The organism is Micromonospora yangpuensis (assembly GCF_900091615.1).
Lineage (GTDB): Bacteria > Actinomycetota > Actinomycetes > Mycobacteriales > Micromonosporaceae > Micromonospora > Micromonospora yangpuensis.
Genome location: NZ_FMIA01000002.1, coordinates 3,727,731 through 3,740,461, shown reverse-complemented (window position 1 = coordinate 3,740,461; position 12,731 = coordinate 3,727,731). Strand labels below are relative to the sequence as shown.

General features: G+C 72.5%; 11 protein-coding genes. 9 read left to right on the top strand and 2 right to left on the bottom strand.

All coding sequences use genetic code 11. The features are described from left to right. Window positions 1-76: 76 nt before the first annotated feature. Complete coding sequence (locus GA0070617_RS16955) at window positions 77-1,093, bottom strand: glucosyl-3-phosphoglycerate synthase (protein ID WP_091438954.1); 1,017 nt, start codon at window positions 1,091-1,093, stop codon at window positions 77-79. A gap of 195 nt (window positions 1,094-1,288) precedes the next feature. On the opposite strand from GA0070617_RS16955, the gene GA0070617_RS16950 reads away from it, so the two are divergent. From GA0070617_RS16950 to GA0070617_RS16930, 5 genes are all read left to right on the top strand, one after another. Continuing rightward, a complete protein-coding gene (locus GA0070617_RS16950; protein WP_091438950.1) occupies window positions 1,289-2,290 on the top strand; it encodes a Gfo/Idh/MocA family protein in 1,002 nt (333 codons plus the stop codon). After that, window positions 2,283-3,371 (top strand): zinc-dependent alcohol dehydrogenase, encoded by a 1,089-nt coding sequence (locus GA0070617_RS16945; RefSeq protein WP_091438946.1) that lies wholly within the window; start codon window positions 2,283-2,285, stop codon window positions 3,369-3,371. Before GA0070617_RS16950 ends, GA0070617_RS16945 begins: the two co-directional genes overlap by 8 nt. A 174-nt stretch (window positions 3,372-3,545) precedes the next feature. Beyond that, window positions 3,546-5,837 (top strand): accessory Sec system translocase SecA2, encoded by a 2,292-nt coding sequence (gene secA2 / locus GA0070617_RS16940; protein ID WP_091438942.1) that lies wholly within the window; start codon window positions 3,546-3,548, stop codon window positions 5,835-5,837. A gap of 189 nt (window positions 5,838-6,026) precedes the next feature. Next, window positions 6,027-6,767, top strand: coding sequence for a GAF and ANTAR domain-containing protein (locus GA0070617_RS16935; protein ID WP_091446548.1), 741 nt, complete (start codon window positions 6,027-6,029; stop codon window positions 6,765-6,767). A gap of 100 nt (window positions 6,768-6,867) precedes the next feature. Next, on the top strand, window positions 6,868-7,368 hold the full coding sequence (locus GA0070617_RS16930; RefSeq protein ID WP_091438940.1) for a DUF2231 domain-containing protein: 501 nt from the start codon (window positions 6,868-6,870) through the stop codon (window positions 7,366-7,368). A 2,225-nt stretch (window positions 7,369-9,593) separates the two neighbouring features. Here GA0070617_RS16930 and GA0070617_RS16925 read toward each other — a convergent pair. Next, window positions 9,594-9,941 (bottom strand): ankyrin repeat domain-containing protein, encoded by a 348-nt coding sequence (locus GA0070617_RS16925; RefSeq protein ID WP_373868434.1) that lies wholly within the window; start codon window positions 9,939-9,941, stop codon window positions 9,594-9,596. Window positions 9,942-10,144: 203 nt separating this feature from the next. Between GA0070617_RS16925 and GA0070617_RS16920 the strand changes: the two genes are divergently transcribed. The 4 genes from GA0070617_RS16920 (at window position 10,145) to GA0070617_RS16905 (ending at window position 12,698) form a co-directional block, all read left to right on the top strand. Beyond that, the gene (locus tag GA0070617_RS16920; protein WP_091438935.1) at window positions 10,145-10,606 is read left to right on the top strand and encodes a cysteine dioxygenase; all 462 of its coding nucleotides are present in this window, start codon (window positions 10,145-10,147) and stop codon (window positions 10,604-10,606) included. Between the two features lie 74 nt (window positions 10,607-10,680). Further along, the gene (locus tag GA0070617_RS16915; protein ID WP_091438933.1) at window positions 10,681-11,172 is read left to right on the top strand and encodes a rhodanese-like domain-containing protein; all 492 of its coding nucleotides are present in this window, start codon (window positions 10,681-10,683) and stop codon (window positions 11,170-11,172) included. Window positions 11,173-11,225: 53 nt separating this feature from the next. Then, window positions 11,226-11,777 carry a winged helix-turn-helix domain-containing protein gene (locus GA0070617_RS31570; protein WP_091438931.1) on the top strand — a complete coding sequence of 184 codons (552 nt, stop codon included), beginning with the start codon at window positions 11,226-11,228 and terminating at the stop codon, window positions 11,775-11,777. 315 nt (window positions 11,778-12,092) lie between these two features. Further along, window positions 12,093-12,698, top strand: coding sequence for a winged helix-turn-helix domain-containing protein (locus GA0070617_RS16905; protein WP_091438929.1), 606 nt, complete (start codon window positions 12,093-12,095; stop codon window positions 12,696-12,698). The last annotated feature ends 33 nt before the right edge of the window (window positions 12,699-12,731 follow it).

Below are 12,731 nucleotides of genomic sequence, written 5' to 3'. Positions count from 1 at the left end.
TGCCGACGGCGACGCACGCCGCCCTCGTGCCGGAGGCGGCGACGCACGCCGCCGTCCTCGCCGTGGCGGTGGCGGTTCACGCCGCCGCCACCCGGCGCCGGGGCACCAGGTGGCGCAGCTGGGACAGTGGGGGACGTTCCTCGATGGACACGTCGTTGACCACGATCTCGCGGTCCAGGTTGGGCAGCGCGTCGGTGCCACCCCGGCGGAACTGGGTGAGTAGCGCGGTGGGCACGGTACCGGGCACGGCCCAGCCCCGCCGCTGCAGCCGCGTCCAGGCGGTCAGCATGATCTGCGCGGACATCCGGCCCAGCGCCGCGGTGTCCTGGTGGCGGTGCTTGCGTTCCCCGAGGTCCACCTGGGCCAGGGCGTCCAGGCCGACCAGGTCCAGCAGGTCGATCAGCATCGCCGTCTCCACGCCGTACCCGGAGACGAACGGCACCTGCGCCAGCACCTCGCGCCGGCCGGCGTACTCCCCGGCCAGGGGCTGCACGAAACCGGCCAGCTCCGGCCAGAAGAGGTTGAGCAGCGGGCGGGCCATCAGCTCGGTCACCCGGCCCCCACCGTCGGGCTCGACCCCGGTGGCCCCCACCAGCGGCCGGTGGTAGAAGCCCTTGACGAACGACACCGAGGGGTCGGTCAGCAGCGGCCCGAGCAGGCCGGTGACGAAGTGCGGCCGGAACTCCCGCAGGTCGGCGTCGACGAAGGCCACCACGTCGCCCTCGGCGGCGGCCAGCCCGGCCCAGAGCGCGTCGCCCTTGCCGGTCAGTCGGGGCAGCCCGGTGGTCATCTCGTCCTGGCCGACCACCTCGGCACCGGCGGCGCGGGCCACCTGCGCGGTGCGGTCGGTGGACCGGGAGTCCACCACGATCACTTCGTCGACCAGCGGCACCCGGTCCATCAGGTGCTCCCGGATGGTCGACACGATCGCGCCGACGGTCGCCTCCTCGTTGCGAGCCGGCAACACCACGCTCACCCGGTCGCCCCCCTTGGCCCGCAGCAGTCGTCGTGGTGTCCACTCCCGGGCCGAGGTGGTGCGGTAGGTGGCCCACGCCTCGACGACCGGTGAGACCATCGAATCTGTATCCCGCACTGGCATACCCCCAGATCGTGTGCGGAAAAAAGCGAACTGAGTGTTCCCAGTACGCGCCCCACGCTAACCGGACAACGACTAACAGCTTGATCACGAACGCGGCACCCGGCGGTTCCCGGCCGGTGAACGTTTGATTGCGTCGGTGCGGGGGGAGTTCGACACCCGTCAACGAGCTGGGACGAGAGGGTCTTTCGGGTGCGCAGGTGTCGGGTGGGTGTGGTGGGAGCCGGCGGGGTGGCGCAACGCCACGCGCGGGTGTTGACCGGATTCGATGACGTGGAACTACTGGGCGTGACCGACGTCGTCGGCCAGGCGGCGGCCGACCTCGCCGGGCGGCACGGTGGCCGGGCCTTCGGCGACGTGCCGGAGCTGCTCGCCGCCGGGCCGGACGCGGTGTACGTCTGCGTGCCACCGTTCGCGCACGGGCCGGTGGAGGAGGAGGTGATCGCCGCCGGGGTGCCGATGTTCGTCGAGAAGCCCGTCGCGGTGGACCTGGACACCGCCGAACGGATCGCCGAGCTGGTGGCCCGGCAGGGGCTGCTGACCGCCGTCGGACACCACTGGCGCTACCTGCACGTGGTGGACCAGGCCCGGGAGCTGCTGGCCGGCCGTCCGGTACGGATGGTCAACGGCGCCTGGTTGGACAAGGTCCCACCGGTCGCCTGGTGGGCCCGCCGGGACCGCTCCGGCGGGCCGGTGGTCGAGCAGGCCGCGCACGTGCTGGACCTGCTGCGCGCGTTGGTGGGCGAGGTCGCCGAGGTGACCGCCTACGGCGACGGCTCACCACCGCCGGTGGAGGGCGCCGACATCGACTCGGTGACCGCGGCCACCCTGCGCTTCGACAGCGGCGCGGTGGGCACCCTCGCCGCCGCCTGCGTCCTGGGCTGGAAACACCGCGCCGGGCTGGAGATCCTCGCCGACGGGTTGGCGTTGGCGTTGACCGAGGAGGGACTGACCATCCGCGACGCCGAGGGCGAACGGCACGTCGGCGCCGACCCGGACGCCGCCCGGGTGGCCGTGGACCGGGCCTTCGTCGACGCGGTCCGGGGGATCGGTGACGACGTGCGGGTGCCGTACGCCGAGGCGCTGCGTACCCAGCGGCTGGCCCTGGCGGTGGCCGAGTCGGCGCGTACCGGGCGGGGGGTGACCCTGCCGACTCCGCCGGCGACGAGCGGTCCGGAGCGCGTCGATGCGTGACCGGGTGGTGGTGGTCAGCGGCCCGGGTCGGGTCGAGATCGTCGAGCAGGACGCCGGCGAGCTGCGCGAGGGCACCTTCCGGGTGGAGACGCTGCACAGCGGGGTCTCCGCCGGCACCGAGCTGAGCTACGTCAAGGGCACCAACCCGTACCTGCACGTCAGCTGGAACGCCGGTCTGCAGGTGTTCCAGCCCGGCGCGGCCAGCACCCCGTACCCGGTCACCCGGCTGGGGTACATGCAGGTGGGACGGGTGGTCGAGAGCGCGACCCCGGCGGTCGCCGTCGGCGCGGTCGGTGCGATGACCTACGGGCACCGCACCGGTTACCTGGCCGACGCGGTCGCCGAGCGGTTCGTGGCGCTGCCCGACGACCTCGACCCGCTGCTCGGTGTCTACGCCGCGCACATGGGTCCGATCTGCGCCAACGGGCTGCTGCACGCCGCCGCCGACCTGCGCGGCACCGACGTCCGGTCGCTTGGCGACGGGGTCCGGGGCCGGCGGGTGGCGGTGGTCGGCAGCGGAGTGGTCGCGCTGCTCACCGCCCTGTTCGCCCGGCACCACGGCGCGGCGTCGGTGGTGGTGCTCGACCCGACCCCACGCCGCCGCGAGGTCGCCGAGGCCCTCGGACTGGAGACCCTCGACCCGCAGGAGGCCGACCCGGCGGTGATGCTCAAGACCCGGTGGGCCCACCACGCCGGTGACCGGGGCGCCGACGTGGTGTTCCAGTGCCGGGGGCAGGACTGGGCGCTGCAGTTGGCGCTGCGGCTGCTGCGACCGCAGGGCACCGTGATCGACCTGGCGTTCTACCAGGGCGGGGCCGAACGGGTCCGGCTCGGCGAGGAGTTCCATCACAACGGGTTGGCGCTGCGGTGCGCGCAGATCGGGCGGGTGCCGCGCGGGCTCGCCCCGACCTGGGACCGCGAGCGGCTCTCCGCCGAGACCATCGACCTGCTGCGCTGCCACGGCAACCTGATCGGCACGCACCTGGTCTCGGCGGTGGTGCCCTTCGACGAGGCCCCGGCGTTGCTGACCGACCTGGCCCAGCGCCGCCGGCAGGAACTCCAGGTTGTGCTCACCCCCTGACCAGTCGGGGTACGGGGCCCCGAGGAGCGGGAAACCGACAATCGGGGCCCCGGCCGACATTCGGCCGCGACGGGCAACCGAAAACCGGCCCGGGTCGCGTACCGTTGCGCCTCATGGGTGTGTCGCGTCGGATCCACCGTCCGGCGCGCGGTCTCGGGAGGTCTCGGCAGTCTCATGGGTGTGTCGCAACGGTTGAGGTCCAGGTTCCGCCGGTTTCTCCAGCGCCCGGGCACGACGGTCGATCTGGCTCCGCTGGAGAAGTTCCTGCCGGCGATCTCCGAGCGCGCCGAGGAGCTCGCCGCGCTCGACGACGCCGAGCTGACCGAGGCCGCCGGCCAGGCCAAGACCTACCCGGAGATCTGCGCGGTCGGCCGCGAGGCCGCCAGTCGGGGCATCGACCAGCGGCCGTACGACGTGCAGCTGCTCGGCGCGATGGCGCTGCTGTCCGGCAAGGTCGCCGAGATGGCCACCGGTGAGGGCAAGACCCTGACCGCCGCGATCGCCGCCTACGGGCACGTGCAGCTCGGCAACGGCCCGGTGCACGTGATCACCGTCAACGACTACCTGGCCCGCCGGGACGCGGTGTGGATGGAGCCGATCTACACCCTGCTCGGGCTCACCGTGGGCTGGGTCAACGAGGCCTCCACCCCCCAGGAGCGACGCGAGGCGTACGGGCGGGACGTCACCTACGTCTCGGTGAGCGAGGCCGGCTTCGACTACCTTCGCGACCAGCTCGTCACCGACCTCGACGACCGGGTCCAGCCGCCGCTGTCGACCGCGATCGTCGACGAGGCCGACTCCATCCTGATCGACGAGGCCCGGGTGCCGATGGTCCTGGCCGGCGCGGTCGCCGGCGAGCAGGACCCGGTGCACGCCGCCGCCGCGCTGGTGCGCGGCCTGCGCAAGGGCAAGCACTACACGGTCGCCGAGGACGGTCGCAGCGTGGCCTTCACCAGCGCCGGCCTGGCCGCCGTCGAGGCCAAGCTCGGCGACATCGACCTGTACGCCGAGGAGCACGTCGCGCAGCTCTCCGCGGTGAACGTGGCGCTGCACGCGCACGCGTTGCTGCACCGCGACGTGGACTACATCGTCCGGGACGGCTCGGTCGAGCTGATCGACGAGATGCGCGGCCGGGTGGCCCAGCGCCGCCGCTGGCCCGACGGGCTGCAGGCGGCGGTGGAGGCCAAGGAGGGCCTCGACGCCACGGCCGAGGGGGAGGTGCTCGGCACCATCGCCGTCCAGGCCTACATCGGGCTCTACCCGAAGATCTGCGGGATGACCGCCACCGCGGTGCTCGTCGGTGACCAGCTGCGGGAGTTCTTCTCGCTGGAGGTGGCGGTGATCCCACCGAACACCCCCTGCGTCCGGGAGGACGAGCCGGACCGCATCTACGCCACCCGGGCGGAGAAGGACGAGGCGCTGGTCGACGAGATCACCCGGTGCCACGAGGCGGGCCGCCCGGTGCTGGTGGGCACCCTCGACGTCAAGGAGTCCGAGGCCCTCTCCGAGGCCCTGGCGGCGGCCGGGGTGTCCAGCGTCGTGCTGAACGCCAAGAACGACGACGAGGAGGCGGCGATCATCGCCGAGGCCGGCGCGTACGGCGCGGTCACCGTCTCCACCCAGATGGCCGGCCGGGGCGTGGACATCCGCCTCGGCGGCAGCGACTCCACCGACCGGGACCGGGTGGCCGAGCTGGGCGGCCTGTACGTCATCGGCAGCGGCCGGCACGACAGCCGCCGGGTCGACGACCAGCTGCGGGGCCGGGCCGGCCGGCAGGGTGACCCGGGCGGGTCGGTCTTCTTCGTCAGTCTGGAGGACGAGCTGGTCGTCCGGCACGCCGCGGACGCGGTGCCGGCCTCTCCCCGGATGAACGCCGACGGCCTGGTCACCGACGAGCAGGTGGACTACGCCGTGGAGCACGCCCAGCGGGTGGCCGAGGGGGTCAACCACGAGATCCACCGCAACACCTGGCGGTACAGCGTGGTGATCGAGCAGCAGCGCAAGGCGCTGGCCGAGCGCCGCGAGCGGCTGCTCACCTCCGACGTGGCGGCGCTGATGCTGCTGGACCGGATGCCCGAGAAGGCCGGTGAGCTGGACGAGGACCTGCTGGCCCGGGTGGCCCGGTCGATCGCCCTCTACCACCTCGACCGGCTCTGGGCCGAGCACCTGGCCGAACTCTCCGAGATCCGCGAGGGCGTGCACCTGCGGGCGCTGGGCCGTCTCGACCCGCTCGACGAGTTCCACCGCTCCGCGGTGCCCGCCTTCAACAACCTGGTCCCCGAGATCGAGACCCGGACGCTGGCCACGTTCACCGAGACCGAGTTCGACGAGGACTGGGAGCCGGACGCCGCCAAGCTGGTCCGGCCGAGCGCCACCTGGACGTACCTCGTGCACGACAACCCGTTCGGCTCCGAGCTGGACCGGTTGATCGCCTCGGTGGGGCGGCGGCTCAGCACCGGCGGCTGACGGCTCTCCAGGGCCCCGGTCGTCGCCGATCAGCGACGACCGGGGCCCTTTTTGGGACTGTTTCGACCCAAGTCTGCGAGGGTAGTAGGCCTGGTCCGATCAGTCGGGAAGAGAGCGGTACATGACACAGGACAGGACAGCGTACGCAACCACCGGGCCGGACCCGGTGGCGACGTGGACCGCGGTCCGGTGAACCTGGACACGCGCGAGCCGGTCGAGGAGAACCTGGGCGTCCTGGAGACCGCGGCGCTGCTGCGGGAGCTGACCGCCGGGCTGCTCGACGTCACCGACTTCGACGAGGCGCTGGGCCGGCTGGTCCGGATCACCCGCGCCGCGGTCCCCGGAGTCGCCTGGTGCGGGTTCACCACCCTGCGGGCCGGGGAGCCGGTGGGGGTGGCGGCCTCCGATCCGCGGCTGGCCGAGCTCGACGACCTGCGACATGGCCCCGACACGCCGGCGATGAGCGCGATCCGCCGCCGCGAGATGGTCTTCTCCGCCGATCTGAGCCTGGAGGACCACTGGCCGGCGTGGACCCGGCACGCCCAGGAGTTGGGGGTGCACGGGGTGGTCGCCGCCCCCGTCGACATCGACGACCAGGTGATCGGCGCGGTCAACCTGTACGCCGGCGCGCCCGGTGCGCTGAGCGCGCGGCGGCAGCTCACCGCGATGCTGCTGGCCGAGCACGCCGGCCTGCTGCTGGCCGCGGTCCGGGAGCGGGCCCGCCAGCGGGCACTCACCGGAGAGCAGGACGCCACCCTGCTGACCGAGGGGGTGATCGGCCAGGCGATCGGCGTGATCATGACGCAGCGGGGTTGCCCCGCGCCGGAGGCGTTGCAGGTGCTGCGCAGCGCGGCGTCCTCGCTGGACATTCCACTGCGCGAGGTCGCCGACCGGCTGGTCGCCACGGTCTCCCGCCCCCGGGAGGGCTGACCGCCGCCCGGGACGGTCGTCACGGTTACGGCGACGGCCGGTCGGGTAGCACCTTCTCCGGTGGGAACGGGACGATCCGGTCCCACCGGGGGAGGCAACGATGGAGAGCCGACTGCGGGTGCACGGTCATCCGATCCAACCGATGCTGGTGACGTTCCCGTTCGGGTTGTTCGTCAGCGCGACCGTCTTCGACCTGGCCGATGTGGCCGGTGGCCCGGCGTTCCTCGGCGAGGTGGGCTACTGGACCACCGTCGCCGCCCTGGTCGCCGCCGCGCTGACGGTGATCGCCGGCATGGTCGACCTCTGGGACGTACCAGGTGACGCGACCCGCCGGACGGCGCTGACCTTCAACCTGGTCAACGCCGCCATGGCCGGGCTGTTCCTGCTCACCTGCCTGATCCGGGCCGCCGCGCCACAGCGGAGCGTCTCGCCGATGCTGCTGGCGGTCGAGGTGGCCGCGCTGGCCGTCGGCGCAGTGGGCGTCTGGTTGGGCTCCCGGCTGGTGCGGCAGTTCGAGTCGGGCCGCGCCGAGCCGACCTCCTTCGACGCCTTCGGCAGCCCCGCCAACGCCACCGTGGAGATCAACATCCGCCGTCTCTGAGCAGCGTCAACGGGACCACCCCCGCCTACGCGGGGAGCACGACGTGCACGACCCGGTGGACGGCAGCGTCGGGGGAACACCCCCACGTACGCGGGGAGCAGATTCACGTGGTCGGCGACGCCAGCTGCGCGACGGGATCACCCCCGAGCGCGCGGGGAGCAGTCCAGGGCGATGGCCACCATCCAGGTCGCCACGGGACCACCCCCGCGTGCGTGGGGAGCAGGACTTGCCGTACCGGCGGCTGGTGTGTGACCCGGGATCACCCCCGCATGCGCGGGAAGCAGGATCGGCTCCAGCATGTCCAGGTCGCCGGTGCCGGATCACCCCCGCATGCGCGGGGAGCAGATCCCAGGTCTTCGACCACGTCGCTCACGGTTCCGGATCACCCCCGCATGCGCGGGGAGCAGCCCCGACCCCGGGGGCGCGGATGCTGCCAGTCCGGATCACCCCCGCATGCGCGGGGAGCAGTCGGCGAGCAGTCTGTCCATACCGCCCGGCCCCGGATCACCCCCGCATGCGCGGGGAGCAGCGATCAAGGCCGGGAGGAAGGCGGCTCTGGCGCGGATCACCCCCGCATGCGCGGGGAGCAGGACGAGGACACCGAAGAGCTTCTGGTGCGCTCGGGATCACCCCCGCATGCGCGGGGAGCAGCGGTGGCCCTCCTGGGTCTGTCGGCGGAGGTGGGGATCACCCCCGCATGCGCGGGGAGCAGGCGCTCCACCGATCCGGGGAGGAACTGGCAAAGGGATCACCCCCGCATGCGCGGGGAGCAGAGCAAGCACCAACGGTTGGGTCTACTGCGCCCGGGATCACCCCCGCATGCGCGGGGAGCAGGCACCCGCCACCGACTGGCCCGTAGAAACACCGGGATCACCCCCGCATGCGCGGGGAGCAGTCTCAATCGGGGGCAGTTTAACCGGACGCCCAGGGATCACCCCCGCATGCGCGGGGAGCAGACTGCTTGCACCATCGCGGCACCGTGCTGGGCGGGATCACCCCCGCATGCGCGGGGAGCAGCTCTCCCTGGCCGACCGGCCCGCGCGGCCCGTGGGATCACCCCCGCATGCGCGGGGAGCAGCGTTTCGGGATGTCCGCCAACAGGCAGCTGCTGGGATCACCCCCGCATGCGCGGGGAGCAGATCCATGGTCATCCCTCCCGTTGGCATGTGCCGGGATCACCCCCGCATGCGCGGGGAGCAGGCCAGCGAGACGCCGGCAGCGGGTGAGACGTAGGGATCACCCCCGCATGCGCGGGGAGCAGACTCCGGGTAGACCGCGTCCAGCTCCGCCCGGAGGATCACCCCCGCATGCGCGGGGAGCAGTGAGGGACGCGCTCCCGGAATACCGCCTGCGCAGGATCACCCCCGCATGCGCGGGGAGCAGTCGACGCCCTGATCGGCTGACCGTCTGACCACAGGATCACCCCCGCATGCGCGGGGAGCAGACCTTGCCCTGCGTGACCGCGAAGTCCAGTTCCGGATCACCCCCGCATGCGCGGGGAGCAGATCGCCTTCGGATTGGCCCTGCCCGTCCGGCCGGGATCACCCCCGCATGCGCGGGGAGCAGGTTGCGGTTGGCACTGGCCACGGTGGAGACGAAGGATCACCCCCGCATGCGCGGGGAGCAGACTTCTTGACCTGGGGCGCTAGAGATCAACTTCCTCGTTTTCGTTCACTTTGGTTCTGAGGATCGCCATGCAGTCCCTCGGGTGTCGGGCAGGTGGGGCGTGCGGGTGGGCTCAGCGTACCGGTGGGCTTTCCGGCACAGCCGACGCCCGGGCGGCGGTCGACTCGCTTGTGGTGTGACCCGAAGAGTTTTCGGCCGGCCCGTGGCCTGGCGTACGCGCTTGCCATCCGCGATCTTGCGCCCGTCGCCCCCCGACGGCCCCAGATAAGTGTCCAAGATTCACCTGTAGGTCACGTGTCGGCGGTGATCGGTGCGAGATCTTCGATTAGCACTGCGCGTGGTGCCTGCGCCGCGTACGCGGGGGTGGTCCGGGTCGTTCGGGGAGCAAGGGGGGACCGTTCCAGGTGCCGAAACGTCGCTGACCGTCTGCTGGTGCTCGGCGACGAGTGCTTCCCGAGTGGGGCTCCTACTGGGGAGGAGCTGTTCCGGGATGAAGCGTTCGGTGCCGAGGTGCGCCGCAGTGGTGAAGGTGGCTCCGCCGACCTGGAGTCCGTCGGCCAGGCACCATGCGGCAAGTCGCGACACTCGCCGTGGTGAGGTCAGCCGGCGTGCAGCAGCTCCAGCATGTCGGGCAGGTCGAAGAAGCGCGCGGTGTCGGCGGCGGACGGGGTGCCGTGGTCGGGGTCGGCACCGGCGGCCAGCAGTGCCCGGACCGCCTCGGCGTTCTGGCGGAACACGGCGGCGGCGAGTGCGGTCTGGCCCCGGTCGTTGACCCGGGTGTGGTCCGCGCCGTGGCCCAGCAGGGCCGTCACGGTCTCCGGGTGGGCGTGGTACGCGGCGAGGATCAGCAGCGTGTCGCCCTTGGCGTTGGTCAGGTTCACCGGTAGCCCGGCGTCGACGTGGCCGCTCAGCTCGGCGGTGGCACCGGAGCGGGCCAGGTCGAACATCCGGTGGGCGAAGGCCAGGGTCTCGGCGTCCAGTTCGGCACTCACCCACCCAAGGCTAGTCCGCCGGTGGTGGGCCTGCCGGGCAGCGCCGGAGCACTCGAACGGGTGATCTATGTCCCAGCATTCGGTATTCCCTACTAAGTCTATAGGTTTTGCCAGATAGGCTGTGTCGGTACGCTCCGCTCCGCTCCACGAGGACCGACATGATCAGCATCCGCCAGCTCGACCGCGACCTGCTCGCCATCGCCCGTCGGTACGCCGACGCCCCGCACACCTGGCCCACGCCGGTGTGTTTCGATCCCGTACAGCGGTGGTACCAGCGGCTCGCGGTCGCCGCCGACCACGAGGTGTGGGCGCTGAGCTGGCTGCCCGGTCAGGGCACCGACCTGCACGACCACGGTGGCTCCGCGGGGGCCTTCCTGGTGGTCTCCGGCGTGCTCACCGAGGAGACGGTCAGTCGCGGCGCGCTGCGCCCCCAGCAACTCGTCGCCGGCACCGGTCGGCGGTTCGGTCCCCGGCACGTGCACCAGGTGACCAACCGGGGCGACCAGCCGGCCGTGAGCGTGCACGTCTACCGCCCGGCACTACGCCGGATGACCCGTTACCTCCTCGCCGAGGGACGACTGCGGGTCGCCGAGGTGGCCGAGGCAGGCGTCGCGTGGTGACCAGCCCCGCACCCGTACCCGCGGCCTTCGCACCCGCTGCGGCGTCACACCAGCCGTCAGGAAAGGATCCCCGTATGTCGCAGACCGACGTCTCCCCGACCGCCTGTCCGTCCCCACCCGGATCCCGGGGGATCGACGAGATCCTCGCCGCCGCCCGGGCCCGGCTGCGCCGGCTCGATCCCGAGCAGGCCCACCTGGCCCACCGCGACGGTGCCGTGCTCGTCGACATCCGCCCCGCCGCCCAACGGGCCGCGCACGGCAGCGTGCCGGGCGCGCTGATCGTCGAACGCAATGTACTGGAGTGGCGGTTCGACCCGCGGTCGGCGGCCCGGCTGCCGGGTGTGACCGACTACGACCTGCCGGTGCTGGTCCTCTGTCAGGAGGGCTACACGTCCTCGCTGGCCGCGGCCGCCCTCCAGGACCTCGGCCTGCACCGGGCCACCGACGTGATCGGTGGCTTCATGGCCTGGCGGATCGCCGGGCTGCCCGCGTTCGGTCCCGACCCGATCCACCGTCCCTCACCCGTGGCCTCGCCGGTGACCGCCGGCGCGGCGTACCTACCCTGACCGCCACGCTCCACCGGGCGTGGTCGACGGCACCGCCATCTCCAGGAGGATCCATGTCCGTCGTCGCCATCTCGTCGCGCCCCCACTCGCCGGGACGCCGTTCCGACCGGCCCGCGGCGGTGCGGCCGCGGTCCACCTCGACGCTCACCGTCACCGTCGACCTGACCCCCGGGACGGTGAGCCCCCGGCTGGCCCGGCTGATCGAGCTGCTGCAGGAACTGGCGGTGACGGGGGAGGTGACGCCGGTCGGCGCAGCCGCGCCCACCCCGCCCGCGCCCCGGCCGCGACCCGCCGAGCACCCCGCCGACCTGCGGATCCTGGTCGGGTGCCGCACCGTCGAGCACGGTGGCCGGATGGTCGCGCTGACCCGCATCGAGTTCGACCTGCTGCTGTTCCTCGCCGAGCACCCCCGCCGGGTCTTCACCCGGCTCCAGCTGCTGTCGAACGTCTGGGGGTACGAGCACGCGGTGGTACGCACCGTGGACGTGCACGTACGGCGGCTGCGGGCGAAGTTCGGCGCCGACACGCCCCTGGTGACCACGGTGCACGGGGTCGGCTACCGGCTCGCCGACGAGGCCCGGATCGGTATCGACCGGGACCAGTGACGCCCGGGGTGCGGGTCGGGCTGGCACGCGGAGGGCGGGTCGGGGCGAGGGCCCCGGCCCGCCCTCCGCTGTCCCCGTGTCCCAGTTGGTGGGTCGGGCGTTCCACGCGTTGGGGACCCCCGGATTTGTTCATGTTGACGACTCTGCTGTAATCATCTGGTCTAGTACGCAGAGCGAGCGCTCGGCTCCGGTGTGTTCGTCAATTGTCACAGTCATGCAACGTAGCCGGCACTTGACCCTCGCGCGAGTGCCGGGAAGCATCGATGCAGCGGCGTCCCGGGCCGTGGGGAGAACTCCGACCAGCCAAGGAGGACCATGTCGGTCAGCCCCGCCTCGTCGCGCGCCGGATGGCACACGTCTCAACCCGTGGTGCCGGGTCGTCCGCCCGGTGGGCAGCGCCGACCGGCAAACACCGCCGCAGTGCTCACCGTGACACTGTCCATCCCACTGGCCAACGAAGAGGCCCTGACCGGGCCGGCCCGACGACTGCTCGACGCGGCCCGGGAGCTGGTCGAGCGGGGCGAGTGCACGGTGACCAGCAACGGCGGTGCCGCGGAGCGGCGGGCGGACTCCGTCCCGACCAGCCGGACGGCCGCCCGGCCGCTGACCCCCGCCGTGCCGACCCTGCACATCCTGGCCGCGTCGCGGTCGGTGCTGCGCGACGGTGAGGCGTTGCCGTTGACCCGTCTGGAGTTCGACCTGCTGCTGCACCTGGTCGCCCACCCGCGGCGGGTGTTCACCCGCCTGCAGCTGCTCAACGCCGTCTGGGGCTACGAACACGCCGGGGTGCGTACCGTCGACGTGCACGTCCGCCGGCTGCGCGGCAAGGTCGGGGTGGACGTTCCCCTGGTCACCACGGTCTACGGGGTGGGCTACCGGCTGGCCGACGACGCCTTGGTCACCATCGACCGCACCGGCTGACCCGCCATCGCGTCCGCCGGTCACGACGGAGCG